25 protein-coding genes and 1 pseudogene are annotated in these 25,218 nt (G+C 63.3%); 21 read left to right on the top strand and 5 right to left on the bottom strand.

All coding sequences use genetic code 11. The features are described 5' to 3' along the window. Positions 1–121: 121 nt before the first annotated feature. On the bottom strand, positions 122–1,003 hold the full coding sequence (locus CH285_RS11685) for a dioxygenase family protein (protein ID WP_032368663.1): 882 nt from the start codon (positions 1,001–1,003) through the stop codon (positions 122–124). A gap of 196 nt (positions 1,004–1,199) precedes the next feature. Beyond that, complete coding sequence (locus tag CH285_RS11680; protein ID WP_032368664.1) at positions 1,200–1,610, bottom strand: hypothetical protein; 411 nt, start codon at positions 1,608–1,610, stop codon at positions 1,200–1,202. Positions 1,611–1,735: 125 nt separating this feature from the next. Between CH285_RS11680 and CH285_RS11675 the strand changes: the two genes are divergently transcribed. Continuing rightward, positions 1,736–2,134: a hypothetical protein gene (locus CH285_RS11675; protein ID WP_032368665.1), complete on the top strand. Its 399-nt coding sequence runs from the start codon at positions 1,736–1,738 to the stop codon at positions 2,132–2,134. On the opposite strand, the gene CH285_RS11670 is transcribed toward CH285_RS11675, so the two are convergent. Beyond that, a complete protein-coding gene (locus CH285_RS11670) occupies positions 2,106–2,315 on the bottom strand; it encodes a hypothetical protein (protein ID WP_032368666.1) in 210 nt (69 codons plus the stop codon). The two genes, CH285_RS11675 and CH285_RS11670, sit on opposite strands and share 29 nt — an antisense overlap. A gap of 93 nt (positions 2,316–2,408) precedes the next feature. Between CH285_RS11670 and CH285_RS11665 the strand changes: the two genes are divergently transcribed. The 4 genes from CH285_RS11665 to fahA all read left to right on the top strand — a co-directional run bounded on the left by CH285_RS11665 (position 2,409) and on the right by fahA (position 6,172). Next, positions 2,409–2,936: a MarR family winged helix-turn-helix transcriptional regulator gene (locus CH285_RS11665; protein ID WP_027494630.1), complete on the top strand. Its 528-nt coding sequence runs from the start codon at positions 2,409–2,411 to the stop codon at positions 2,934–2,936. Positions 2,937–3,007: 71 nt separating this feature from the next. Next, positions 3,008–4,201, top strand: a complete 1,194-nt coding sequence (locus CH285_RS11660) for a homogentisate 1,2-dioxygenase (RefSeq protein WP_094644193.1) — start codon at positions 3,008–3,010, stop codon at positions 4,199–4,201. Further along, entirely contained in the window at positions 4,198–4,986 is a 789-nt protein-coding gene (locus CH285_RS11655; protein ID WP_032373331.1) for a hypothetical protein, read from the top strand. Before CH285_RS11660 ends, CH285_RS11655 begins: the two co-directional genes overlap by 4 nt. Before the next feature lie 19 nt (positions 4,987–5,005). Then, positions 5,006–6,172, top strand: a complete 1,167-nt coding sequence (gene fahA, locus CH285_RS11650; protein ID WP_094644192.1) for a fumarylacetoacetase — start codon at positions 5,006–5,008, stop codon at positions 6,170–6,172. Positions 6,173–6,178: 6 nt separating this feature from the next. Here fahA and CH285_RS11645 read toward each other — a convergent pair whose 3' ends face one another. Continuing rightward, positions 6,179–6,691 carry an Lrp/AsnC family transcriptional regulator gene (locus tag CH285_RS11645; RefSeq protein WP_057472508.1) on the bottom strand — a complete coding sequence of 171 codons (513 nt, stop codon included), beginning with the start codon at positions 6,689–6,691 and terminating at the stop codon, positions 6,179–6,181. Between the two features lie 162 nt (positions 6,692–6,853). Here CH285_RS11645 and hppD point away from each other — a divergent pair, with 162 nt between their 5' ends. Beyond that, on the top strand, positions 6,854–8,059 hold the full coding sequence (hppD, locus tag CH285_RS11640; RefSeq protein ID WP_027494635.1) for a 4-hydroxyphenylpyruvate dioxygenase: 1,206 nt from the start codon (positions 6,854–6,856) through the stop codon (positions 8,057–8,059). Between the two features lie 28 nt (positions 8,060–8,087). On the opposite strand, the gene CH285_RS11635 is transcribed toward hppD, so the two are convergent. Next, positions 8,088–8,573: an Lrp/AsnC family transcriptional regulator gene (locus CH285_RS11635; RefSeq protein ID WP_094644191.1), complete on the bottom strand. Its 486-nt coding sequence runs from the start codon at positions 8,571–8,573 to the stop codon at positions 8,088–8,090. A gap of 158 nt (positions 8,574–8,731) precedes the next feature. Between CH285_RS11635 and pdhA the strand changes: the two genes are divergently transcribed. The 15 genes and pseudogenes from pdhA (at position 8,732) to CH285_RS11565 (ending at position 25,180) form a co-directional block, all read left to right on the top strand. After that, the gene (pdhA, locus tag CH285_RS11630) at positions 8,732–9,847 is read left to right on the top strand and encodes a pyruvate dehydrogenase (acetyl-transferring) E1 component subunit alpha (protein ID WP_094644190.1); all 1,116 of its coding nucleotides are present in this window, start codon (positions 8,732–8,734) and stop codon (positions 9,845–9,847) included. Then, positions 9,844–10,848, top strand: a complete 1,005-nt coding sequence (locus CH285_RS11625; RefSeq protein WP_027494638.1) for an alpha-ketoacid dehydrogenase subunit beta — start codon at positions 9,844–9,846, stop codon at positions 10,846–10,848. Before pdhA ends, CH285_RS11625 begins: the two co-directional genes overlap by 4 nt. Further along, on the top strand, positions 10,845–12,101 hold the full coding sequence (locus CH285_RS11620) for a dihydrolipoamide acetyltransferase family protein (protein WP_027494639.1): 1,257 nt from the start codon (positions 10,845–10,847) through the stop codon (positions 12,099–12,101). The genes CH285_RS11625 and CH285_RS11620 overlap by 4 nt, the downstream gene beginning before the upstream one ends. Further along, the gene (gene lpdA / locus CH285_RS11615; protein WP_027494640.1) at positions 12,098–13,465 is read left to right on the top strand and encodes a dihydrolipoyl dehydrogenase; all 1,368 of its coding nucleotides are present in this window, start codon (positions 12,098–12,100) and stop codon (positions 13,463–13,465) included. The genes CH285_RS11620 and lpdA overlap by 4 nt, the downstream gene beginning before the upstream one ends. A gap of 104 nt (positions 13,466–13,569) precedes the next feature. Beyond that, complete coding sequence (locus CH285_RS11610) at positions 13,570–14,448, top strand: LysR family transcriptional regulator (protein WP_027494641.1); 879 nt, start codon at positions 13,570–13,572, stop codon at positions 14,446–14,448. 131 nt (positions 14,449–14,579) lie between these two features. After that, the gene (locus CH285_RS11605; RefSeq protein ID WP_027494642.1) at positions 14,580–15,506 is read left to right on the top strand and encodes a zinc-binding dehydrogenase; all 927 of its coding nucleotides are present in this window, start codon (positions 14,580–14,582) and stop codon (positions 15,504–15,506) included. A gap of 39 nt (positions 15,507–15,545) precedes the next feature. Further along, the gene (locus CH285_RS11600; RefSeq protein ID WP_094644189.1) at positions 15,546–17,843 is read left to right on the top strand and encodes a type I polyketide synthase; all 2,298 of its coding nucleotides are present in this window, start codon (positions 15,546–15,548) and stop codon (positions 17,841–17,843) included. Then, on the top strand, positions 17,734–19,593 hold the full coding sequence (locus CH285_RS11595; RefSeq protein ID WP_094644188.1) for an acyltransferase domain-containing protein: 1,860 nt from the start codon (positions 17,734–17,736) through the stop codon (positions 19,591–19,593). Before CH285_RS11600 ends, CH285_RS11595 begins: the two co-directional genes overlap by 110 nt. After that, positions 19,590–21,017, top strand: a complete 1,428-nt coding sequence (locus CH285_RS11590; protein WP_094644187.1) for an MFS transporter — start codon at positions 19,590–19,592, stop codon at positions 21,015–21,017. The genes CH285_RS11595 and CH285_RS11590 overlap by 4 nt, the downstream gene beginning before the upstream one ends. Positions 21,018–21,030: 13 nt before the next feature. Further along, a complete protein-coding gene (locus CH285_RS11585) occupies positions 21,031–22,275 on the top strand; it encodes an acyl-CoA dehydrogenase family protein (RefSeq protein ID WP_032368675.1) in 1,245 nt (414 codons plus the stop codon). A gap of 29 nt (positions 22,276–22,304) precedes the next feature. Continuing rightward, positions 22,305–23,042 carry an SDR family NAD(P)-dependent oxidoreductase gene (locus CH285_RS11580; protein WP_032368676.1) on the top strand — a complete coding sequence of 246 codons (738 nt, stop codon included), beginning with the start codon at positions 22,305–22,307 and terminating at the stop codon, positions 23,040–23,042. After that, a complete protein-coding gene (locus CH285_RS11575; RefSeq protein ID WP_080729035.1) occupies positions 23,033–24,064 on the top strand; it encodes a ketoacyl-ACP synthase III family protein in 1,032 nt (343 codons plus the stop codon). The genes CH285_RS11580 and CH285_RS11575 overlap by 10 nt, the downstream gene beginning before the upstream one ends. A 214-nt stretch (positions 24,065–24,278) precedes the next feature. Continuing rightward, positions 24,279–24,429: pseudogene (locus CH285_RS28690) on the top strand (dihydrolipoyl dehydrogenase); the annotation flags it as partial. A gap of 56 nt (positions 24,430–24,485) precedes the next feature. After that, entirely contained in the window at positions 24,486–24,890 is a 405-nt protein-coding gene (locus CH285_RS11570) for a VOC family protein (protein WP_032373306.1), read from the top strand. After that, positions 24,887–25,180 (top strand): winged helix-turn-helix transcriptional regulator, encoded by a 294-nt coding sequence (locus CH285_RS11565; RefSeq protein WP_094644186.1) that lies wholly within the window; start codon positions 24,887–24,889, stop codon positions 25,178–25,180. Before CH285_RS11570 ends, CH285_RS11565 begins: the two co-directional genes overlap by 4 nt. Positions 25,181–25,218 lie beyond the last annotated feature (38 nt).

Here is a 25,218-nt window from a genome sequence, read left to right as displayed (position 1 = left end):
GGACACCGATGTCCGAGATGGTGCTCAGAACTGTAGAGCGAAGTGGCGTGGATAACAATCCCCGAACCGAAAAAGATTCAGAACTGAATCGAGCCCAATTGCACGGAGTAGTTCCCGTTCGTCACGCGACGGCGAAAGATCGCTTCGCCAAACCGAACTGGAAGCCGGTGATGGCCGTCGTCACCGGAGCTTCCGGATTCTCGGCGGCACCGAGGGTGACGAACAACGGCGTGAAATGTTCGACAGTGGGGTGCGCGTACGGCATTCCCGGTGCGGCACTGCGGAAGTCGGCGAGAGTCCCGACGTCACCGCGAGACAAGGCGTCGGCAGCCCAGAGGTCGAAGTCCTCGGACCACGTCGGCACGGTGTTCGTAGCGAAATTCTCCCGGGACAGGAACGGCAGTCCGTGGGTCATGAACCCGGAACCGATGACCAACACACCCTCGGCCCGAAGTTCCTTCAGCGCAGCGCCTATCGCCATCAGCCGATCGGGGGCGTGCGTCGGCAGGCTCAATTGCAGAACCGGGACATCGGCGTAGGGATACATGACCTTCAGCGGCACCCAGGCACCGTGATCGAGTCCGCGCGCGGTGTGCCGATGCAGGTTCTCCGACGCCGGAATGGCCGCGGCCACCCGTGCAGCCAGCGCCTGAGCGTCGGGAGTCCGGTATTCCATCGAGTAGTAACGCTGGGCAAATCCACCGAAGTCGTAGACGAGTGGTGTCGCCGCAGCCGTCGCGGACAGGCTCAACGGGGCCTCTTCCCAGTGTGCGCTGACGATCAGGATCGCCTTCGGCTTGGGCATCGACTGCGACCAGGTGAAGAGTTCGTTCATCCAGAGCGCGTCGTCGAACACCGGGGGTGCACCGTGGCTGATGTAGAGGGCAGGCATCGGACCGTCGTTCGGGGTCCACATCTGCTGGGATCGGCTCGCGGGTGCGGTATCGGCGAGAAATGCGTCGAACGCTGCGCCCGCGATCGGCGGGTTGACGACAGATGTCATGATCGGTCCTTCGAGTGCTCAAGTTGAACCTTCAACTTACCACTCGAGTCCAATCACGACAACATCGGACCAGCCGGTCTGGACCGAACCACACTGTGGGTGACCTCAGCGCCCACTATTAGTGCTGAAATACCTTTTCCCGTTTGTGAGAGCGAATTGTGGACGCTCACGTCAGTGCTCCACGCCGAGGACACGGCTACTCCACGACGACGCGGCCACCACCGGGAAGGTTGGGCGTGTCCGTCGTGATCGTGAGATCGACACGGCCCGCACCGGTAGCGAGAGTGATCGGCTCGGTCGATATCCCACCCGCCGAACCGGATCGGCCGTTGTCGATGTTCGTCCACACCACGGCCACCGGAACCGGCAGCAGGCCGACCGCTGACGAGCCCATGTCACCCGCACCAGAAATCTTGCTCACTGTCGTCACCGTGACCTCCCCTGCCTCGATCACCGTCGCCGTTGCCTCGACCGGCCCCGACCCGAAACTGACGCCGTGTTGCAAGAAGACGAATGCCTGTACCGGCCTGAGCTCCGTGGTGGTTGCGGCCGACGCGATGCCCGCCGACCCCAGCGTCAGGGCTCCCGCCACCAATGGTGCCGCCACGAGGCGAAGGACTCTATTTCTCGAAAACGCGATGCTCCCCATTTCGTCGAATTCGTCCGCTGTTCGAGAACATCCTGCAACGGACCAAGCGGTATGTAGACCCCTCGGGTCCTAGGCTCGGCTGTATGCCGGATGTCTACCGCGCCCCGATGCCGAATGGCGTCGAGCGTGCCCTCACCTACGGACTCTGCGGCATGTCGGCCGACGACGAACGCTCGCTACGACGGGTCGAGCGTTTCGAGCAGGTCGCGGACGGATCTTTCGTCTGGACGCGAACCGAGCACGGCGAGTACTTCCTCGGCCGAATCTCCGGCCCACTGCGGGAAGATCACAGCGCCGACGCGGTGGCGTCGAACATGACCTTCGTGCGGGACTGCGCGTGGATCGGCGAGCCCGTTCCAGAACTCGAGGTACCCGCCGCGACGCTACGCACATTCGCCCGCGGAGGGCGAAACTTTCAGCAGACACACGACCCTCGGGTCGCCGCGGAGTCGGCTAGCGTGTGGCGAGCGCGAGGTCGCTGACCTGCGGATCGACCTGCACGACGGAGTAGCCCTGGATCTCGAACTTGTTCTCGCCCTCGGGCGGTCCGAGCACGGCGCGCACGATCAGTGTCGCGGCGGCAGCGACGAGTGCGATCACGATGACCACTGCTGCCACGATCAGCAGGGTGCGAGGGCCACCGAACAGGTTCTTCGAGCTCATGAGTCCATCATGGCCCCTCCTCGGTGGGACACGAATCTCGCTGCGTGAGTAGTAAAGGTGTTGATCAGATGAGTTCGTGGCTACAGTGAATCCGTGACCGACGCACCCGAGCCCGATTTCTGGTCGTTCATCGACACCGCCAACACCACACTGGCCCGGGAGTACGGGTTCGAGCATCAGCTGGCCACCGAGGTTCTGCTGACACTGAACCGAGCGTCGAACATTGTCACGTACGACCTCGAGTCGACGGTTCATCGCCCGCGAGGCTGGTCGTGGTCGTCGTTTCGGCTGATGTTCGTCACGTGGCTCGCCGGCCCGATCGAGCCGCGACGAGCAGCCGAATTGACCGGCATGAGCCGCGCCGCCGTGTCGAACCTGTCCAAGACACTCATCTCCGGCGGCCTGCTCGCCAGCACGCCCGACGAGAAGGACGGACGTTCGGTGCGCCTCGCCCTGACCGCGCTGGGGCACGACGAGATGGTCGCGGCGTTCGCCGAACAGAACGAACGGGAGAACGCATGGGCCAGCGCGCTCACCGAACCCGAACAGCGAATCCTGGTGATGCTGTTGACCAAACTGATCACCAACCGCAGCCAGTTCGACGTACGGGGGCGCAACTGAAGGTTGCGTAGATCACGTGAAAGTAGTTAATGTCTTTACTACAAGCGGTGACAGAACTCAGGAGAGAGCACGTGGCCTACTACCGGCAGCTCGGATCGGTTCCGCCGAAGCGGCACACCCAGCACCGAACTCCCGACGGCAACCTCTATTACGAGGAGCTGATGGGCGAAGAGGGCTTCTCCTCGGACTCGTCTCTGCTGTACCACCGCCACATACCGTCGGCCATCGTCGATGCCACGGTGTGGGACCTGCCCGATCAATCGACGACGCCCAACCATCCGCTCGTGCCGCGGCACCTGAAGTTGCACGAGCTGTTTCCCGAATCCACGATGGCGGACACCGACGTGGTCACCGGACGACGCCTCGTTCTGGGCAACGCCGACGTCAGACTGTCCTACGTCGTCGCATCGAAAACTTCACCGCTGTATCGCAATTCGATCGGTGACGAGATGGTCTACGTCGAATCCGGTTCTGCCACCGTCGAAACGGTGTTCGGTACTCTCCAGGCGCAGCAGGGTGACTACGTGCTCATTCCGCGTGCGACGACGCACCGTTGGATTCCCGACGGCCCCCTGCGCGCCTACGCCATCGAGGCCAACAGTCACATCGCTCCACCGAAGCGGTTCCTGTCGAAGTACGGCCAGTTGCTCGAGAACGCTCCCTACTGCGAACGCGATCTGCACGGCCCCACCGAGCCTCTACTCGCCGACGGCGAAGACATCGAAGTACTTGTCAAGCACCGTGGTTCGACGGGCATCGTCGGAACCCGCTACGTCTACCCGCAACACCCGTTCGACGTGGTGGGGTGGGACGGCTGCCTGTATCCGTACACGTTCAACATCTCCGACTACGAACCGATCACCGGCCGTGTGCATCAACCGCCGCCTGCGCATCAGGCATTCGAGGGGGCCAACTTCGTGATCTGTAATTTCGTTCCGCGCAAGGTCGACTACCACCCGCTCGCAATTCCGGTGCCGTACTACCACTCCAACGTCGACTCCGACGAGATCATGTTCTACGTCGGCGGCGACTACGAGGCCCGCAAGGGTTCCGGAATCGGCCAGGGATCGATCTCGGTGCATCCGGGCGGTCATGCTCACGGTCCGCAACCCGGTGCATACGAACGCAGTATCGGCGCCGAGTTCTTCGACGAACTGGCCGTCATGGTCGATACTTTCCGCCCCCTCGAACTCGGTGAAGGAGCGCTCGCGTGCGAGGACACCGGGTATGCGTGGACGTGGGCAGGCCGGGGGCCGAACCGATGATCCCGAAGTTCTTCCACCGCCTGTGCGACGACGCCGCTGCCTTCCCTCCCGGCAATGCACCACTCGATGTTGCTGCAGCACAACATCTCGAGTACCGGGCGAGTTCTTTCGCAGACCTCGTCGGCCCGTTGGTCGTTCCGATGGACCGGGTGCACGAACTCGTCCTGGGCGCCCGGATGGAGGTCGCGTTGACCGCACCTGCCGGTCCGGGCAGCGTGGAGGCAGGCCTACGCGCCGCCGACCGGACCGCCGGCGTGACGGTCGTTGCCGTCGAAGTGGCCGTACCCGACGGCACGAACATCGACGCCTTGCGCAACATCACTCAGGACATCGACATCTATGTCGAAATCCCCCGAGACTCCCGACGAGACGACATCTTCGACGCAGTCGACGAGTTCGGGTATCGCGCCAAATTCAGGACCGGCGGCGTCACGGCCGACGAGTACCCGGACGAGCGAGAGCTTGCCGGGTCCATCTACGAGGCGGCACAGCGCGAGGTCCACTTCAAAGCCACCGCGGGTCTGCACCACGCCGCCCGTAACACCGATCCCCACAACGGTTTCGAACAACACGGTTTCCTCAACGTGATCCTCGCGGCGCAGGCCGCACACAGCGGCGCACGCGTCGGCGAGCTCGAGAAGATCCTGGCGATCCGGGACGCCGACGTCCTCGCCGGTCTCGTCGCCGGGATCGAGGGTCAACGCGCCTTCGCCTCGTTCGGCACCTGCAGCATCCGCGAACCGCTGGACGACCTGGTCCGCCTCGGACTCGTCCCACCTCAGTGAACCAAGGAGCGCGCCGTTCATGACGCACATCGACATCCCCGCCGACTCCGAGTTCGGAATCGACAACCTTCCTTACGGCATTTTCAGTACTCCTGGTTCGGACGCTCGGGTCGGAGTCCGCTACGGCGACAATGTAATCGATCTGTTTGTCGCTCTGAACGATTCGGATCTCGCCTCGCCCAGCCTCAATGCTTTCATGGCGCGCGGCCGCAGTCGGTGGGTCGAGGTTCGCGAGTCCGTCACCGCCATGATCGTCAGTGGCACGACCCCCACGGAAGCGATCGTCTCGGTTTCCGATGTCACGATGCATCTGCCGTTCGAAGTTGCGGACTACGTGGACTTCTACGCGTCCGAGCACCACGCGTCCAATCTCGGCCGACTCTTTCGTCCCGATGCCGAACCGCTGCTACCGAATTGGAAGCACCTGCCCGTGGCGTATCACGGCCGGGCAGGGACGGTTGTCGTGTCCGGTACAGATGTCAAGCGTCCGAACGGTCAACGCAAGGCACCCGACGAGGCGTCACCCACGTTCGGCCCATCTCGTCGACTGGACATCGAGGCAGAGATGGGCTTCGTCGTCGGCGTTCCGGCGGATGGCCCCATCTCGCCGGATCAGTTCTCCGAGCACGTGTTCGGTGCCGTCATCGTCAACGACTGGTCTGCTCGCGACATCCAAGCCTGGGAGTACGTGCCGCTGGGGCCGAACCTCGGCAAGAGTTTCGCGACGTCCATCTCGCCCTGGGTGGTCCCCTTGCTCGCGTTGGATCAGGCGCGGGTGTCGACACCGGCGCAGGAGCCCGCGCCGCTCGAACACCTCCGCGAATCCCGTTCCTGGGCAATCGATATCGATCTGTCCGTCACGTGGAACGGCCACGTCGTCTCCCGTCCGCCGTACAGTTCGATGTATTGGTCGCCGGCCCAGATGCTGGCTCACGAGACCAGCAACGGCGCGACATCCCGAACCGGTGACCTGTTCGCGTCGGGCACCATCTCGGGACCCGAGAAGAATCAGCGCGGCGCATTCATCGAACTCACCTGGGGCGGAACGGAACCGATGTCACTCGGCGCGGAGACCCGGACGTTCCTCGAAGACGGCGACGAGGTCGTCATCGCCGCCAGCGCCCCGGGACCGAACGGATCGCGCATCGGGTTCGGCGACGTCCATGGCCGGATCGTTCCGGCCTGAGGCCCATCACTCGCGCGTCCGTCGGTATGCGGGGGCTCTGGGGGTTCGATCGGACTCGGCGCTGTTGAGCAACGGCAGTGCCCGGAACTCGACCAATTGCGAGAGTACGACAACACTGGTCGACCGCGCGATCGTGCGAGATTGATTGAGCGCGATCAACGTCCGCTGCAGATCGTCATGAGACGCCGCGGCGACCCGGCACAACACATCGCCGACACCGGTTGTCGCGAATGCCTCCAACACTCCGGGTATCTGCTCCAGGACGGCGACGACGTCACCGAGCGCACCCTGGGCAATCTCCAATGTGACGAACGCCTGCACGCCGTAACCGGCTGCTGCCAAACCGATTCGAGGCTGATAGCCGGTGATGACACCGCTGTCCTCCAATCGCTGCAGGCGGGCCGACACAGTCGCACGTGCAACACCGAGCGTTCGCGACAGCTCGAGCACGCCGATCCGCGAATTGTCATGCAGCGCAGCGAGCATCGCGCGGTCCAATTCGTCCAACGTCGATTCCATGACGCACCTCCACTTTGCTATGCGAATCGTATAGCAAACTGCGGAAGAAGCTGCCCTATCTGCACAGCACGAACAGCTATTCAGGCGTCGATTGACTCCCCTGCACCGCGATGTTGGGCTGGGCGGAACAGTGTGCCTCACTCGGACCAACCAGGAGCTTTCATGAGCCTCGACAACATCCTCAACGACGACGAGAAGCTCGCCGATCTCGACGCCGATCAGCTGCGGCAGCTAGTCGGACTCGTGGAGTACGACGACAAGCGCGACCCCTTCCCGGTCAGTGGCTGGGACGCGATCGTGTGGGTGGTCGGGAATGCGACGCAGACCGCACACTTCTTCCAGTCCGCGTTCGGCATGGAGCTCGTTGCCTACTCGGGCCCGACGACCGGCCAACGCGACCACCACGCGTACGTGCTCAAGTCCGGCGCAGTGCGTTTCGTCATCAAGGGAGCCGTCGACCCCGACAGCGAACTGGTGGCACACCACACGCGCCACGGCGACGGCGTCATCGACATCGCGCTGGCCGTACCCGATGTCGACCGATGCATCGAGCATGCGCGAGCCCAGGGCGCGCGCGTACTACAAGAGCCGACCGACATGTCCGACGAGCACGGCACGGTCCGCACCGCGGCCATCGCGACCTACGGCGACACCCGACACACGTTGGTCGACCGCTCCCGCTATACCGGCACCTACCTACCCGGTTATGTACCGCGGACGTCGACGTTGCAGCGACCGGAAGGCGCTCCCAAGCGCATCTTCCAGGCTCTCGATCACGTGGTCGGCAATGTCGAGCTCGGCAAGATGGATGAATGGGTCGACTTCTACCACCGCGTCATGGGCTTCACGAACATGGCCGAGTTCGTCGGGGCCGACATCGCCACCGATTACTCGGCCTTGATGAGCAAGGTCGTCTCCAACGGCAACCACCGAGTGAAGTTCCCGCTGAACGAGCCGGCCATCGCGAAGAAGCGCTCACAGATCGACGAGTACCTGGATTTCTACCGCGGCCCGGGCGCACAGCATCTGGCGCTGGCGACCAACGACATCCTGTCTTCGGTCGATGCGCTCCGCGCGGCGGGCGTCGAATTTCTCGCCACTCCTGATTCGTACTACGAGGATCCCGCACTGCGAGCCCGTATCGGTAAGGTCCGAGTGCCGATCGAAGAGTTGCAGAAGCGCGGAATTCTCGTCGACCGAGACGAGGACGGGTACCTACTGCAGATCTTCACCAAGCCGCTGGTCGATCGCCCGACGGTGTTCTTCGAGATGATCGAACGCCACGGCTCGCTCGGCTTCGGCATCGGCAACTTCAAGGCACTGTTCGAGGCCATCGAACGTGAGCAGGACGCTCGCGGCAACTTCTGACCCGTACCCCGAACGACGCCGCCCACTGTCAGCGTTCGGTGGGCGGCGCAGTTCGTCCCAGACCACCTCGGTCCTCGTCGAAGATCAACCACGTGCGCGTCGCCCGGACGCCGTCGAGCGATTGCAGGCCCTCCAGCACGACTTGCCGCAGACTCTCGTTGTCGGGAGTCCTGATGAGTACCAGCACGTCGAAATCCCCTCCGAGCAAACTGAAGTGGTCGACGAATTCCATGGACCGCAACCCCTCGGACACGGTCCGCCACGAATCCTGACGGATGGACAGCGCAATGAACGCCGATGTCCCGAGTCCGGATGCTGCGTGGTCGACCTGCACGGTGAACCGTTCGATGACACCCGCATCCTTCAACCGGTCGACGCGCGTATAGGTATGTGCACGAGAGAGATTCAAACGATCGGCCAGCACCCGCATGGACACGCGGCCGTCGGCAGTCAGCTCGGCGAGGATGCGACGATCCGTGTCGTCCAATTCCACACGTCTCGAGACGCCGTCCATTCGTCCGCTCCTACCTGGTGGTTCGCTACGCCGATCCGACAGATAGTCAGTTCGTACCTGAAATGTCGGCAATATGTCTGCAATCCTACGACCATAGGACTTCTTCCTCACCGATTCGGCCAGAATCACCGTACAAGCCGATCTCAGGAGAATGCCCCATGACGACCGTCGAGAAGGTTCCGGCAACGTCCTACCAACAGTTCATGCCTGCCGACCGTCCCGTGCAGTACCTCGCACCCGATGGGACGGGCGTCGACAGCGCCGCCCGCTACGCACACCCGTCGAACGACCGCCTGCTCGAGATGTACCGCTCGATGGTGCACGGCCGCCGATTCGACCAGCAGGCAACAGCATTGACAAAACAGGGTCGGCTTGCGGTCTACCCGTCCTCCCGCGGCCAGGAGGCCTGCCAGATCGCCGCGGCACTCTGCCTGGGTGAGCAGGACTGGATGTTTCCGACGTACCGAGACTCGATGGCTCTCGCGGCGCGAGGCGTCGACCAGGTGGAGCTGCTCGGCATGCTCGCCGGCTACTGGCACTGCGGCTACGACCCGACCGCCTACAAGGTCGCCCCCCAATGCACACCTCTGGCAACACAATTGCTGCACGCCACCGGTTTCGCCTACGCCGAGGCCAAGCAGGGGCGAGACACCATCGCTCTCGCGTTCTGCGGTGACGGCGCGACCAGTGAAGGCGACTTCCACGAGGCCCTCAACTTCGCCGCGGTGTTCCGCGCACCGGTGATTTTCTTGGTGCAGAACAACGGATTCGCCATCAGCGTTCCCCTCGCGCGTCAGACTGCAGCTCCGTCGTTGTCGCACAAGGGCGTCGGCTACGGCATCGGCAGCGAGCAGGTCGACGGCAACGACCCGATCGCGATGATGGCCGTGATGGACGAGGCCGTGAAGTACGTCCGAGCAGGCAAGGGACCGGTGGTCGTCGAGGCGCACACCTACCGCATGGACGCACACACGAACGCCGACGACGCCACTCGCTACCGCAAGGCAGACGAGGTGCAAGGGTGGTTGGCCCGAGATCCGCTCTCGCGCCTCGATTCCTACCTCGAAGCCCAGGGTCTGCTCACCGACGAGCTGCGCGAACAGATGACGGTATCCGCCGACGCCGATGCCGCGGCACTTCGCGCGGGCATGAACGTCGAGCAGGACGTCGACCCCGAGGATCTGTTCCGGTTCGTCTACTCCTCCCCCACCCCCGGCCTGATCGAACAGCGAAATCAGGTCGCCGCCGAGATCGCAGCAGGAGAACTGTCATGACCACGATGACCATGGCCGGAGCCCTCAACGCCGCCCTGCGCGACGCGTTGACCGAGGACGAGAAGGTCGTTGTCTTCGGCGAGGATGTCGGCACGCTCGGCGGAGTCTTTCGCGTCACCGACGGACTGACCCGAGACTTCGGTGACGATCGTTGCTTCGACACCCCGCTCGCGGAGTCCGGCATCGTCGGATTCGCGATCGGCATGGCGATGTCGGGCTACAAGCCCGTCGTCGAGATGCAGTTCGACGCCTTTGCCTACCCGGCTTTCGAGCAGATCGTGTCCCATGTTGCAAAGCTGCGCAACAGAACTCGCGGATCACTCACCGCGCCGATGGTCATCCGCATTCCATTCGCGGGCGGCATCGGCGGCGTCGAACATCACTGCGACTCGTCCGAGGCCTACTACGCGCACACCCCGGGCCTGAAAGTCGTCTCCCCGTCCACCGTCGCCGACGCGTACTCGCTGATGCGTGACGCCATCGCAGATCCCGATCCGGTGATCTTCCTCGAACCGAAGCGGCTGTACTTCTCCAAGGACGACATCGAGCTGGCGAAGACCGAGCCGATCGGCACCGCCGTCGTGCGTCGTGCCGGTACCGACGTCACTCTGCTCGCGTACGGCCCCACCGTCTCGGTTGCCATGCAGGCAGCAGAGTTCGCGTCCGAGGACGGCCGGAGCGTCGAGGTGATCGATCTGCGGTCGATCAATCCGTTCGACGACGAAAGCGTCGCAGCCTCGGTACGGAAGACCGGACGCTGCATCGTGATTCAGGAAGCGCAGGGCTTCTCCGGCGTCGCGGCGGAGATCGCCTCGCGCGTCTCCGAGCGCTGCTTCCACCACCTGCACGCGCCGGTGCTGCGGGTGACCGGACTCGACATTCCCTACCCGGCACCGAAACTCGAACACTTCCACCTACCGTCCGCCGACCGTGTGCTCGATGCCATCGACCGACTGCAGTGGAACGACGCGCCCGACCTCAGCAAGGCGGTCACGGTATGAGCATGCAGGTCTTCCTGCTCCCCGATCTCGGTGAAGGACTGACCGAGGCCGAGATCGTCGAGTGGAAGGTCAAGCCCGGCGACACCGTCACCATCGATCAGGTCGTCGTCGAAGTGGAAACCGCGAAAGCCTCCGTCGAGGTGCCCTGCCCATTCGAGGGTGTTGTCGGCGAGCTGCATGCGGCCGAGGGCACCTCACTCGCCGTCGGCGCTCCCCTGATCAGCATCACCGGCGGTGCCGTCGCCGATACGCCTGCAGCCCACGAGCGATACCGCGAAGAAGAACGCGCCGGCTCAGGAAATGTGCTGATCGGCTATGGCACGGGACACGGCCCCACCGGCCGCCGAAAAAGAGCTTCGCATGTGAGTGGAAACTCGACCCAGGCTACGAATTTCCACTCACATGCACCGAAGGTGCTCTCCCCCATTGTTCGGAGCATGGCACTGCAGGGTGGGTTGGATCTGGCGTCTATCGAGACAGCCGGCGGCCACGGCGTGATCACCCGCGCGGACGTGGAACGCGCCTTGGCCGGTTCGGCCGATGCTTCCTCGCCGGAGGGCGTCACGCGAATTCCCATCACCGGGATTCGTAAGACCATCGCCGACAAACTCTCTCGCAGTCGTACGGAGATTCCCGAGGCGACCGTCTGGGTCGACGTCGACGCGACGGCTGTGCTGCAAGCCCGACGTGACCTCGACGCCTCCGTCGACGGCGTGAAGGTGACGCTGCTAGCGGTGCTGGCAAAGCTGACGATGATCGCGCTGTCCAAGTTCCCCGAGCTCAACAGCACGGTCGATACTGCGGCGGGCGAGATCCTGCGGTACGAGAACGTCGGACTCGGCATTGCCGCGCAGACCGATCGTGGACTCATGGTTCCCGTTGTGCCGCAGGCAGACAAGGCCGACCTGAAGGAACTCTCCGAGCGGCTGGCCGAGCTGACCGAACTCGCGCGAACCGGCTCCCTCCCCGCAGCTCGACTGAGCGGCGGAACGTTCACCCTCAACAACTACGGAGTTTTCGGGGTCGACGGCTCGGCCGCGATCATCAACCATCCCGAAGCCGCGATCCTGGGCATCGGACGCATCATCGACCGCCCGTGGGTGGTCGACGGCCAATTGGCCGTCCGCAAGGTTGCGCAGCTGTCATTGGCGTTCGATCACCGCGTGTGCGACGGCGGAGTGGCCGGCGGTTTCTTGCGCACCGTGGCTGATTTCGTCGAGAACCCCGTCGTGGCATTGGGATCCGTCCGATGAGTGACGTCGACGTTCTCATCCTCGGTGGCGGATCAGGTGGGTACTCCTGCGCCCTGCGCGCCGAGCAACTCGGCCTGACGGTCGCATTGGTCGAGGAGGACAAGCTCGGCGGCACCTGCCTGCATCGCGGATGCATCCCCACCAAGGCGCTGCTGCACACCGCCGAGGTCGCCGACGCGGTGCGCGGTTCGGCGCATGTCGGCGTCACCGCATCGTTTGCTGGCGTGGATATGCCTGCGGCACTGGGCTATCAGCGCAGTGTGGTCGCAGGCTTGTATTCCGGACTGCAAGGCTTGTTGAAACGTCCGGGAATCGAGATCGTCTCGGGCCGTGGTCAGGTGGTCGGTCCTCGCACCGTCGAAGTCGATGGGCGACGCATCACCGGGGCTTCACTGGTTCTCGCCACCGGGTCGTATTCGCGCACCATCCCCGGTATGGAACTGGGCCCACGTGTGCTCACCAGTGACAGCGCACTGTCGCTCGACCGTATCCCCGAGCCTGTCGTCGTGCTCGGCGGCGGTGTCATCGGTATCGAATTCGCCAGTATCTGGGCCTCTTTCGGTGCCAAGGTCACCGTCGTCGAGGCCCTCGATCGCATCGTTCCGGGTGAGGACGAATGGTCCTCGAAGCAGCTGACCAAGGCATTGCGCAAACGCGGCATCGACATTCGTACCGGCACCAAGGTCGAGACCGTGACCGAATCTTCCGACGACGTCGCAGTGGCACTGTCCTCCGGAGACACCCTCGCCGCAGATCTTGTGCTCGTGTCCGTCGGTCGTGGACCCCGTACCGATGGCCTTGGTCTGGCCGAGCAGGGCATTGTCACCGAACGGGGCTTCGTCACTGTCGACGACGATCTGCTCACCACCGCGGACGGCGTCTATGCCGTCGGCGACATCGTGGCGGGGTATCAGTTGGCTCATCGCGGTTTTCAGCACGGCATGTTCGTCGCCGAGCACATCGCCGGCCTCGCACCGGCACGCATCGACGGTGATCTCGTTCCGCGCGTGACCTATTCGCATCCGGAGGTCGCATCGGTCGGACTCACCGAGAAGGCCGCGGAGCAGAAGTACGGCACCGTGACCTCGGTAGTCTACGACCTCGGCGGCAACGGCAAGAGCCGCATCCTCGCCACCGCGGGCGGAGTCAAGGTTATTCGCGCACGTGAGGACGGCCCCGTCGTCGGGGTTCACCTCGTCGGTGACCGCGTGGGCGAGCTGATCGGCGAGGCGCAACTCGCGGTGGCATGGGAAGCACTGCCATCGGAGGTCGGTAGCTTCGTGCACGCCCACCCCACTCAGAACGAAGCATTCGGTGAGGCAATGATGGCGCTCTCGGGTAGGCCGTTGCACGCGCATAGCTGAGCATTGGTGGTCGATGTCTTTCCATCCGGCGGACGAGCAGGACACAATGGATACTGATCGGTAGGTTCTATGAACGCGGGGTCCGAGCAGGGGGCGATTTCGACATGGAGATCAAGCAGCTCAGATACTTTCTAGTGGTCGCCGAGGAACTGCATTTCGCCCGTTCGGCGGAACGATTGCACGTGGTCCAGGCCGTGGTCAGTCAACAGATTCGAAGACTCGAACACGAGCTGGGTCAGCCGTTGTTCGACCGGTCCAAACGTCAGGTGACACTCACCCCCGCCGGGTGCAGGCTGGTCCCGGAGGCTCATGCAGTGCTCGACGCGGTGGCACACGCCGCGGCGACTGTGCAATCTCGCTCCGATGAGCCGGACGGGCCACCACACCTGCGACTGGGGATAGCTGGAGGCTCGGGCACTCGCGTCGATCTGGTGCTGGACCACCTTGGAACTCAGTTTCCCGATCTGCTCGTCACACTGGAAATCGGGCAGGTGTGGGAGCAACTCGACGCTGTTCGTTCGGGAGCACTCGACGCCGCACTTGTTCGCCTGCCCAGGAACGATCACGATCTGGAGATGACTCCGGCGTGGTTCGACCGGATCGTCGTTGCGATTCCCACGCGCCACCCACTGGCTTCCAAACCCGATCTCACGCTATCTGATCTGGCGGACCTTCCGCTGCGTCTGATTCCGTCCGAGCAGAACCCCGCCTTCGCCGCCACCGTGCTCCGTGCTTGTGCGGACGCCGGGTTCGAGCCGGCCACGGGAGTTCCATTCCGAGATCTACAAGCGACAGTGCTCGAACTCGGCTCGGGACCACCATCGTGGACAGCGATGTACGAGGGCTCAGCACAAGCGCTGTCGACCGAACGCGTCACCTTCCGGCCCGTGACCGATCCTGGCATGGCCGTGCAGATGTGGTTGGCGGTACGAGAACGGACCACACTCGTCGACGCCCTGGCCGAAGCGTGCGCCCGCATCTGACCTCCGATTGTTTTTCGTGAACGCTGAGTGCACGAATTGATTCTGGTTCACACCGACGGATCGGCGTTGACTCGTCGTCGTACAGATTCACACCCTCGCGGTGTGACCACACGACGAGATCGGATACGCCGATGTACACGACGATCAACACCCCTGACTCTGATACTCCCATCCAACGCCTCGAAGCCGAAGATCCGAAGCCGGCCGCCGATGAGGCTCTCGTGCAGATCCATTCGTTCTCTGTCAACCGCGGGGAACTCTCCCTCATGGCCGCGAGGGGCCACGGCTGGCGACCCGGCCAGGACATCAGTGGCGTCGTGATCGATGCGGCCGCAGACGGGAGCGGACCCAAAGCAGGCACACCCATTGTCGGAATGGTCGACGGAGCCGGATGGTCCGAACTCGCAGCCGTGCGCACCGACCGAATGGCAGTCCTCCCGGATACGTTGGGCACCAACATCGCTGCCGCTCTACCAATGGCGGGGCTGACCGCGCTACGCACTGTGCGTATGGGTGGCGACCTCCTGGGACGCAAGGTCCTGATCACCGGCGCCAACGGCGGCGTGGGTCGATTTCAGATCCAATTGGCAAGTGCCGCAGGTGCGTCGGTCACAGCGACCACGACAGCCGGCGAGAACGAAGCCAGCGAACTGATCGAACTCGGAGCAACCGAGGTCACTACTACACCGTCGGATGCATCAGGTCCCTTCGATCTGATTATCGAATCAGTTGGCGGCGCAGTACTCGAAGCGGCACTGTCCGTGCTGGCACCCCGTGGCACGCTGGTAATGATCGGCAACAGTTCTGGTAGCAAGGCCGAGCTCGATGTGTTCTCGTTCATGGGTCACGAGGGCGCAACGATCACCAACTACATGTCGTATGCAGTCGCGTACCCCGAACGCGAGGACCTCGAATTGCTCGTGGGCTTGGCCGCCGACGGCCGCCTCGATCCGACACCCGGGTACTGCGTCGACTGGTCGGAACTCATTCATGTCATCGAACTGATGAAACGACGCGAATTGCCCGGCGGAAAAGCTGTACTCACGATCTCCCACTGACCTGCACCACTCGGTACTGACGAACAGGAACGGTGCGCGATGCGGAAACGACCGACAGATAGCGACAGCAATGTCGAGGGCGGCATAGCCATCGTAGGTATGGCGTGCAGGGCACCCGGAGTTCACGGAGTGGACGAGTACTGGAACCTTCTGGTGGAAGGCGTCGACGCGATCTGCGACGTTCCTGCCAACAGGTTTCGGGTCGATGAGACCGACGACCCGCGGATGCGTCGCGGTGGATTCGTCGACAATGTTGCTGGTTTCGACGCTGAGTTCTTTTCCATTTCACCCCGGGAAGCCGAGTCGATGGACCCGCAGCAACGTCTTCTTCTCGAATGTGTGTGGGAGGCGTTCGAGGACGCGGGCCACCCACGACAGAAGTGGCAGGGAACCAATACCGGGGTATTCGTCGGTACCGACACCTCGAACTACTGGGAGCGCCGACACCGCTCCGATCCCAACGTGTACGGCGTTATGGGCGGCGGCGCACGTTCGTCCATGGCAGGTCGCGTGTCGTACGTCTTCGACCTCAATGGCCCTGCACTGTCCATAGATTCGGCATGCGCTTCGTCGCTCAGCGCGGTCCACCTGGCCAGTCGCAGCCTCAGGGACGGCGAGTGTACCGCCGCGATCGCGGCCGGTGTGCACCTGATACTCGGGCCATGGGAGAGCCGGGCGTTCTCCGACGCGGGCATGCTCTCCCCCGACAACCGCTGCAAGTTCGGTGACGCCGACGCTGACGGATTTGTCCGAAGCGAAGGGATCGGTGTCCTGCTTCTGCGGCCTCTTGCCGACGCTCTCGCAGACGGCGACCCGATCCATGCCGTGATCGCAGGCAGTGGAAGCAGCAACGACGGATCGGGCAGTGACCTGTTCATGGCACCGGCTCGCTCGGGCCAACGACTGATGCTCGAACGTGCCTACGCCGATGCCCGGATCGACCCACGCACCGTCGCCTTCGTCGAGGCCCACGGAACTGGGACCCAAGCCGGGGACCCGGTCGAACTCGGTGCCCTCCACGACGTGCTGGGCCGCGACAGGTCGAAGTCGAACCCGCTCTACGTCGGATCCGTCAAGACGAACATCGGACACGCCGAAGCAGCCGCTGGAATCCTGGGAACGATCAAAGCGGTGCTGGCGAGCAAGCACCGAGTCATCCCCGCCAACCTCAATTTCGTCCAGCCCAATCCCGAGATCGATTGGGACGCAATGTCGATACGAATTCCAACGGAAGCCACGCCACTCGGCGACCACGAGGTCGTCGGCGTCAACGCATTTGGCGTCTCGGGCACCAACGTCCACGTCGTCCTCGCCCCAGCACCGGCACCGGCACCGAACCCGACGCCTCGCACCGACGCTTCACGCATCGAGTCCGGCAACGCCCACTTGCTGACCCTGTCCGCCGGCACCGAAGAAGCACTGCGCGACACCATTCGCTTCCACCTCGCCTACTTCGGTGCGGGTGGCTCGGGTGCCGATGTCGCCCTGGCAGATATCTGCCACACGGCGGCCATGCGCCGCACACATCACGTTGCGCGCGCCGCGGTAGTGGGCGAGACCCACGGCGAGATCAGCGAGGCGTTGCGCGCAATCCTGCACGATCCACCGGAACGGCTCCCACGCATTCCGCGTCGAGTTGTCTTCGTCTTCCCCGGGCAGGGATCTCAATGGTTCGGTATGGGGAGAGATCTCCTGGCGACCTCGCCTGCGTTCCGATCTGCCGTACTCGAATGCGAGCAAGCGATCTTCGACGCCGCCGGGTGGTCCTTGATCGACGCGTTGACCGACGATACGCAGCAGTGGGACCGTATCGACGTCGTGCAACCGAGCCTGTGGGCAATGCAGGTGGCGCTTGCGCGAACCTGGCAGCGTTTCGGGGTCGATCCAAGCATCGTCGTCGGCCACAGTATGGGAGAAGTTGCGGCAGCATGTATTTCGGGCGCTCTGAGCGTCGCTGACGGCGCACGTATCATGTGTCTTCGATCGTCCGCGATGAGCACGGTGTCCGGTGAAGGAGCAATGCTCGTGGTCGGTGCTCCGGCCACCGTCATGGAACAGTGGATCACGGACAACAACACCGACGTCGTGGTCGCGGTCGTCAACAGCTCGACCTCGACGGTGATCTCGGGCCCAACTACGCACATTGACGACGCCGAAAAGAACCTCGACGCCGCCGGTTACTTCGTCCGACGTGTTGCCGTGGACTGTGGCCAGCCACAGTCCGCAGATGGACCCACTGACGCGGCCGCTTGCTGCCGATCTCGCCGATCTCTCGCCACGCACCACCGAGATCGACTTCTTCTCCACGGTCGTGGCCGCACGAATCGACGGCGCTGAACTTGATGCGGACTACTGGGCTTCGAACCTGCGCAACCGAGTTCGATTCGAGGAGGCTATTTCCAACATCGCCGCCGACCGACCCACCGTCTTTGTCGAAATTTCACCGCATCCGCTGCTGAGCAGCGCAATTCGTGATAACGACTCGGCCACCGACAGCGTGACGGTATCCACTACCACCCGCAACCAACCGGAACGTGCCGAAATCCTGCAGAATGTGGCCGCACTGTATGCGGCCGGCATCGACATCGACTTCGCCGCTCTGTACGAAAACGGACGATGCGTGCCCATGCCCCGCTACGCATGGCAACGAGAACGCTTCTGGCTCGACGATGCGTTCGACACGAACTCGATACCAACGGCAGACACCCCGAAGCAGACCCACCCAATCATCCTAAATGCAGCACAGTCGCCGTATCTGGACGAACACGTGCTACTGGGATCGCCCATGATCTCCGGTGCCACCATGATCGAACATGCTCGACGAGTGGCGGTGTCGATTCTGGGCACGGATCACGTGACGATCCGAGATTCGCACTTCTTCGAGCCGCTCTTCACCGCCGATTCTGCATTGTTCATCGATGCACACATGCAGTCCGAGAACGAAGTTCGATGCGAACTGATCGACGACCGCGGAGTTCGATACTTCGAGTGCACCATCGACGACTCGGTGGACTCAGCTCCGGTGACGGTGACACCCGTGCACGGATCGACGGTGCTCGGATCCGACTTCTACACCGCAGCAAAGGCGGGTGGCCTCGATTGGGGCCCTCGACTACGCGGTGTGCAGGCGGTGCACCGGGAACGTGGTGCTTTGTCTGCCAACGTCGTTCGCCCTGATGTTCTCGAGGACGACGGATCGCCTTTGCACCCCGCGTTGATCGAAGCTTGCCTGACTCCGCTGCTCGCATTGCTCGAACGACCGGGCTGGATGGTGGCCGAACACATCGATCGAATACGCATCCTCGGATCGGCCACCACGATGACCAGTCACATCACCCTTCGCGACAACGGCGTCGACGGAACCACCCGAGCCGACGTCGTCGTACTCGACGAAAGGAATGAAGCGATGGCCGAACTCACCGGCGTGAACGTCCGAACATCCGCACCGATCGACAGTCAGTGGCGTCCCAACGAGGTCGCCACCGAGGTCGCTGGCCCACTCGCACCGCAGGCGACCATCGCACCGGCTCCCTCCGCCGGGTCGTCGATCGTACTGTCCGGCGACCTCGACATCGTCGAGCCCACCTCCGGACTGCGCATTCGATTGTCCGGGCGTATCGAGGTGAACCCCGTCGGCACTGCCGACACGCGACTCCCAGCGCCGACCCCTGCAGGTACCGCCACCGCCCCCTCGCCGCCCTCGGCACCCCAGCTTGCCGCCCCTCGTTCCGCCGAGCCTGCCCGCTCGCCTGTGCCCCCGGCAGCTCCCGCTGCTTCGTCTGTGCCGGCGGCGAAAACGTCTGCTGCCCAACAGAACAGTGCGGAGACTGCCACGGATGTGGACGTACTGGACCTGTTGATGACCACAGTGGCGAGCACACTGCGCAAGCCCAAGGCAAAGCTGTCGGCCGATTCGCGCGCACGCGACATCGGACTCGACTCGATCATGTCGCTCGAGGTGAAGACACGGCTGCAATCCGACCTCACCGTCGATATTCCGGCGAAATTATTGCTGCAGGCAGCGTCTCTGCGCGATGCGGCCGACACCATTGCCGCGCTGCGAGATTCCCGCGAGCTCCGACAATGACCGACCAGATCCACCGTCCACGGCGTTTCGGTAAATCGAAGCAGGCAACTGCGCTCGCCACGTTGATACTCGTCGGATCTCAGTTCATGGTCTCGATGGACGCCACGATCGTCAACGTCGCCCTACCGTCCATGCAGGACTCCCTGGGACTCTCCGGATCCGCCCTCCCCTGGGTCGTCAACGCGTACGCCCTACCCTTCGGCGGACTGCTCCTACTTGGCGCACGTGTGGGCGACTACATCGGCCGCAGGCGGGTGTTCATCGCCGGCACGCTGTTGTTCACCCTCGCCTCGCTCGCATGCGGATTGGCCTCCACCCCCATCGAATTGATCGCAGCTCGCGGTGTTCAAGGCGTCGGTGCCGCGGCGATGTCTCCGGTTGCCATGGCGATCCTGGTGGCAGAGTTCGAAGGTTCGCAGCGCAACAGGGTGCTCGGACTGTGGGGAGCCATGTCCGGACTCGCAGGAGGCGTCGGGATGGTGGCGGGTGGACTCCTCACGTCCGCATCGTGGCGGTGGAACTTCTTGGTCAATGTGCCTGTTGGCATCGCCGTTCTGGTGGGCTCCGCCCTCCTGCCCGCTGGCCGTTCTCGTACTGTCGGTCGGCCCGACGTTATCGGTGCAATGCTTGCGGCCGTGGGACTGTCGACAATCGCCTACGGGTTGGCGATCGCCGGGGACAGTGGATGGACAACGTTCTCCACGCTCGTCTTCCTCGGATCGGGAGCTATGGTCGTGGCTCTGTTCACGCTGTGGCAGCGCCGGGCCGAGGCCCCGCTGGTCGACCTCGGCATCTTTCGCAACCGCTCGGTCTCGATAGGGATCGTCATCGTTGCGATCACCGGCGCGCTGGGACAGGTCACCTACTTCACCTACACGATCTACCTGCAGCGTGAGCACGGATTCGACCCTGTAGCTGCAGGCTTTGCGTTCCTCCCCATCAGCATCATCCTGTTCGCCGCGTCCACCCGCGTTCAGATGCTGATCGCAAAGGTGGGCCTACGGCAATCGCTCGGTGCGGGTTTGATGCTCTCCGCCGTGGGCCTGCTCTGGGGCACTCGGATCGGATCCGACGACAGTTTCGCGTCAGCGTTCCTCGGACCGTCCATTCTGTGGTCGCTGGGGTGGGGCATCGCGCAGGCGACCTCGTTCATCGCCGGCGCACAAGGCACGTCGAGTGCCGAATCGGGCACCGTATCCGGATTGATCTCGACCACATACCGTCTCGGCGGGGCCATCGGACTCGCAGCCATCCTGAGCATCGCCGCCGCCAGCTCGACCGTTCTTCAATCGGGCGGCACCGGTGGCGACCTCCTCGACGGTCTCCGAGCCGCGTGGTGGGCAGGAGCCGGGCTCGCCTTCATCGGTGCGCTGCTGTCCTGTGCCCTGCCATCCCCCCAGCGCACATCGACCCACATCGGATAGAAAGTCGAAAATCATGGATTTCACACCCACCCCCGAAATGATTCATTGGCGTGACGTAGCAAGAGATTTCGCGACCGAGGTCATCAGACCCGTTGCGGCGGAACTCGATGCACAACCCGACCCGGAGGCCGCATGGTCGTGGGCAATCGTCGAAGAAGCCGATGCCCGTGGCCTTCGACAGGCTCCCCTTCCACCGGAGTTCGGCGGCTCGTCCACTGACTATGTCACCAATACAGTCATTCTCGAAGAGATTGCCGCGGCAGACCTGGGCAGCGCCGTCGTGCTGGCGCAGCACTGGAAGTTCGGACAGATGTTGCACGAACTGGGTACAGCGGACCAGCACGCGCGCTACCTGGCTCGTAACGCTGCCAACCCCCGAGGATTGTTCGCGGCGTCGTTCACCGAACCAAATGCTGCATCGGACAATCTGCTGCCGTACCGAGCTCCGGGCGCGGGCATGCAGACCTTCGCGCAGAAGGTCGACGGCGGGCATGTCATCAACGGGTTCAAGCACTACATCTCCAATGCGAACCGGTCGGACACCATTCTGTGTTTCGCGCGAACCGATCGCGAAGGGCCCATCACGGAGTCGGTGACAGCATTCGTCGTCCCCGCCGACTCACCGGGACTGCGAATCGGGAAAGTGCACGACAAGAGCGGGGAGAGAATCGCGAACAACTCCGAGATCTTCTACGAGGGTGTGTTCGTTCCCGACGGGGCGACGCTTGGCGAGCCTGGCCTTGCCCTGCAGAGCGTGGGTCGGCTTCTGCGCGCCAGCAATTCGTACGCGGCTGCGTGTGCACTCGGCATCGCCCGTGAATGTTTCGACCGCACACTCGATTGGTGTCGACACCGAGTGCAGGGTGGCAAGCCCATTGTCGAACATCAAGCTGTCGGGTCTTACCTCGCCGACATGTACGTCAACGTCGACCTCACCCGCAACTACATCTGGCGAGCGGCGTGGCAGGCACGATCGCCCGAGACATTCGACCCCATTCTCGCCATCACGCCCAAGCTCGTTGCCTCCGAGCGAGTATTCGAGTCCGCACGCAAGGCGATGGAGTTGTGGGGCGGTGCGGGCGTGATGCGCGAGAACGGAATCGAGAAGCTTCTGCGCGACGCCTCCATCTGGCTGCACTCGGATGGGACCAACATCATCATGCGTGAACGCCTGGCCAACGTTCTCCGGGCGGGCGGCCGGAATTCCGCAGCCTGGGATCGGGTGCAGGAGAACGCGCCGATGGTCGGCATCATTTGATTTCCGAGACCGAGCAGACGGGAAGGCACATGGACCTGCGCGACAAGGTGGCAGTGGTCACCGGGGGAACTAGCGGTTTGGGAGCGAGCATCGCCGAGTCGCTACTCATCGCCGGAGCACATGTCACGTGCGCCGCACGCCGCGAGCACCACTTCACTTCCATCGCACAGCTGAGCCCCGCCCGGGCCCGCTACGCGCCGGTCGACATCCTCGACCGGCACTCGATCGACGACTTGTTCGCTGGAGTCGTAGCCGAGTTCGGACGGGTGGACATCGTCGTCGCCAATGCCGGCATCACCAATGACGGACTCATCGAGACAATAGATCCGGACGATTGGCGAGCCGTGATCGACACCAATGTGACCGGAACATTCAACTGCATTCAATCGGCCCTACCGCATCTGCCGAACGGCACCGGACGCATCATTATCGTCTCCTCTGCTCTGTCCACCCGACCCTCGGTGGGCGCGAGTGCGTACTGCGTCTCCAAGGCTGCGCTCGACATGTTGACGAAGGTATGCGCCGAAGAGACCGCGGAGCGCGGGATCACCGTCAATGCGGTGGCCCCGGGATTCATCGATACCGGGATGGGACAGCGCTTGACGTCGAACGACATCGCCTGGGACGAGGTCAGCCCGCGCTTGCTCTCGAACAGAAAGGGAGCGGGACACGAAATCGGTGACAGCGTCCGATTCCTTGCATCCCACCGCGGGAACTACATCAACGGTCACGTACTCGAGGTAAACGGGGGTTTGCGATGGTCCTGACAGAAGTCCAGCCGAAAGCATCTACATCGCAACAGAATCCGAGGATCCTAGGAGCGTCTTGTGTGATCCCGGACGGAAGAATGGTGATCGAGCCAAGCCGGACAGCCTCTGTTGCAACGGTGTCCGGACCAGAATTGGCCGCCCAAGCCGCAGCCGCCGTCATCGAATCAGCAGGGGTCGACCCCGAAGACATCTCCCTGGTGTTGCATGCCTGGAGTCATTACCAAGGTCACGACTTCTGGTCGCCAGCTCACTACGTCGCCCACTGTGTCGGGGCGCTGTCTGCGATGCCCATCGGCATCAATCAAATGTGCAATGGTGCTGCTGCAGCAATCGGACTCGCGCACGACCGATTCGGAAGACAACACCGGTCCGGCGGAGGCGGGCTCTGTCTCATCACCACAGGCGACTCGTTCAAGTCGCCCGGTTTCGATCGGCAGGCCAGCGATTACGGCAGCGTCTACGGAGACGGAGGCACGGCGCTACTCCTCGGCCCCGGTGCTGTCCGAACGACTGGAGGACTTTACGTCCGGGCAGTGGCAAGTGATGCCGCGCCCGAACTGGAGGTGATGAACCGCGGCGCGGATCCGTTTGCGCCGGCCGCACGGTGGTACCGCGGAACAGTCGATGTGCGCGATGCCAAGAAGCGACACCTTCGCACAGCTGAACCGGGTACCTACGCAGACCGAGAATGTCGTGCCATCGACACAGTGGTGCAGCGCGTTCTCCAGGAGATCGGAATCGACGGCAACAACAGTCGAATCCGTGCTGTCTTCACACCCAGACTCAACAGCGACATCCTCGAATCGACGTACCGTCCGCTTTTACAACAGTGGTTTCGTGCACCCGTGGTGGATTACGGCGCACAGACTGGGCACCTAGGGGCCGGCGACATCATTTGCAATCTGGCGGACGCGATCGGCGATGGAACCATCGACGATGCGGATGGGTTATATCTCTTCCTGAGTGCGGGTGCCGGGTTCACATGGAGTGCAATCGTCATCGAAAAAATTCCTGACTGAAGCAGTCTTTCGACAGCAACCACAGCGCTCCAACGGAAAGCGAAGCATCGACATTCGTACCGGAATCGAGTTCGAGAGTGTCCGCGAATTTCCAACGCAGTTTCGGTGTCCATGTCATCCTGGGACACCCTCGCGGCCGATGCTGTACTCGATTCGTAAGCACAGACGACCATCCGCTCACCGCGGACGGTGGCTATGCCGTCGGCGAAGTCGCGGGGAAGTGATCGGCGAAGCGAAAACTCGCGGTCGCGTGGGAAGCACTTCCGTCGGAGGTCGGAAGTATCGTGTGCGCTCACCCCATGCAGAGCGAAGCACTGGGCGAGGCCATGATGGCGCCGTCGGGGAGGCCACTGCACACGCACAGCTGGGGAGAGCAAGTTCAGCCCTTGACGCCGCACTTGCATTTTGCAAGTATCAGCGCATGAGCCTGTTCATCACCTGTCCCGTCGAGAACGTCGAGCGCGCAACCGCCTTCTACACAGCCCTCGGCTGGACGCTCAACCCAGAGATGTCCGACCACAATGTGTCGTGCTTCGCCATCACACCCGGGCAGTACGTCATGCTCGGCAGCCGCGAGATGTATGCGAGCGTGGGTGGCACCGAGGAGCTGATCGGCGGACCCGACACCCCGTCGAAGGTCACGGTCTCGTTCGACCTCGGTAGTCGCGAGGCGGTCGACGAGCTCACCGAGCGGGCCGGTGCTGCCGGTGGACGCATCGGCGACATCGATGACTACGCCTTCATGTATCAACGTCAGTTCGACGACCTCGACGGCTACCACTACTCGCCGTTCTGGATGAAGCCGGACACCGATACGGCCGAATGAGCGACCTCGCCGCCGCCCTCGACATCGTCGGTGCCCGGTGGGCACTTCTCATTGTCGAGCGACTGCTCGAGGAACCGCAACGGTACGGCGATCTGCAGCGCGACCTCGGAGTACCGACGAACATGCTCGCTACCCGGCTGCGCGAACTCGAAGCGGCAGGAATGTTGACCCGTCTCCCCCTTCGGCACAACACTCGCGCGTACGCGCTGACCGAAAGAGGTCTCGCCCTGCGTGACGCAATTGTCGCACTCGAGCAATGGGGCAAAGAGGCTGCACCACAGATTAGTTGAGCTCACGCGGAGCGAACACCGTCTGGGCCACGGACACG

Source organism: Rhodococcus sp. 05-2256-B1, from assembly GCF_002258465.1.
In the GTDB taxonomy this organism is placed as follows: Bacteria; Actinomycetota; Actinomycetes; order Mycobacteriales; family Mycobacteriaceae; genus Rhodococcoides; species Rhodococcoides fascians.
This window is presented reverse-complemented; position numbering and strand designations above follow the sequence as displayed.

Coding starts and splice junctions, on each gene's coding strand:
- CH285_RS11635 (WP_094644191.1), bottom strand. CDS start 8,573: ATGGACGGCGTCTCGAGACGTGTGGAATTGGACGACACGGATCGTCGC.
- fahA (WP_094644192.1), top strand. CDS start 5,006: ATGACGCACATCGACATCCCCGCCGACTCCGAGTTCGGAATCGACAAC.
- pdhA (WP_094644190.1), top strand. CDS start 8,732: ATGACGACCGTCGAGAAGGTTCCGGCAACGTCCTACCAACAGTTCATG.
- CH285_RS11570 (WP_032373306.1), top strand. CDS start 24,486: ATGAGCCTGTTCATCACCTGTCCCGTCGAGAACGTCGAGCGCGCAACC.
- hppD (WP_027494635.1), top strand. CDS start 6,854: ATGAGCCTCGACAACATCCTCAACGACGACGAGAAGCTCGCCGATCTC.
- CH285_RS11685 (WP_032368663.1), bottom strand. CDS start 1,003: ATGACATCTGTCGTCAACCCGCCGATCGCGGGCGCAGCGTTCGACGCA.
- CH285_RS11655 (WP_032373331.1), top strand. CDS start 4,198: ATGATCCCGAAGTTCTTCCACCGCCTGTGCGACGACGCCGCTGCCTTC.
- CH285_RS11565 (WP_094644186.1), top strand. CDS start 24,887: ATGAGCGACCTCGCCGCCGCCCTCGACATCGTCGGTGCCCGGTGGGCA.
- CH285_RS11600 (WP_094644189.1), top strand. CDS start 15,546: ATGCGGAAACGACCGACAGATAGCGACAGCAATGTCGAGGGCGGCATA.
- CH285_RS11625 (WP_027494638.1), top strand. CDS start 9,844: ATGACCACGATGACCATGGCCGGAGCCCTCAACGCCGCCCTGCGCGAC.
- CH285_RS11605 (WP_027494642.1), top strand. CDS start 14,580: ATGTACACGACGATCAACACCCCTGACTCTGATACTCCCATCCAACGC.
- CH285_RS11675 (WP_032368665.1), top strand. CDS start 1,736: ATGCCGGATGTCTACCGCGCCCCGATGCCGAATGGCGTCGAGCGTGCC.
- CH285_RS11620 (WP_027494639.1), top strand. CDS start 10,845: ATGAGCATGCAGGTCTTCCTGCTCCCCGATCTCGGTGAAGGACTGACC.
- CH285_RS11645 (WP_057472508.1), bottom strand. CDS start 6,691: ATGGAATCGACGTTGGACGAATTGGACCGCGCGATGCTCGCTGCGCTG.
- CH285_RS11590 (WP_094644187.1), top strand. CDS start 19,590: ATGACCGACCAGATCCACCGTCCACGGCGTTTCGGTAAATCGAAGCAG.
- CH285_RS11585 (WP_032368675.1), top strand. CDS start 21,031: ATGGATTTCACACCCACCCCCGAAATGATTCATTGGCGTGACGTAGCA.
- CH285_RS11595 (WP_094644188.1), top strand. CDS start 17,734: ATGGACCCACTGACGCGGCCGCTTGCTGCCGATCTCGCCGATCTCTCG.
- CH285_RS11580 (WP_032368676.1), top strand. CDS start 22,305: ATGGACCTGCGCGACAAGGTGGCAGTGGTCACCGGGGGAACTAGCGGT.
- lpdA (WP_027494640.1), top strand. CDS start 12,098: ATGAGTGACGTCGACGTTCTCATCCTCGGTGGCGGATCAGGTGGGTAC.
- CH285_RS11610 (WP_027494641.1), top strand. CDS start 13,570: ATGGAGATCAAGCAGCTCAGATACTTTCTAGTGGTCGCCGAGGAACTG.
- CH285_RS11670 (WP_032368666.1), bottom strand. CDS start 2,315: ATGAGCTCGAAGAACCTGTTCGGTGGCCCTCGCACCCTGCTGATCGTG.
- CH285_RS11575 (WP_080729035.1), top strand. CDS start 23,033: ATGGTCCTGACAGAAGTCCAGCCGAAAGCATCTACATCGCAACAGAAT.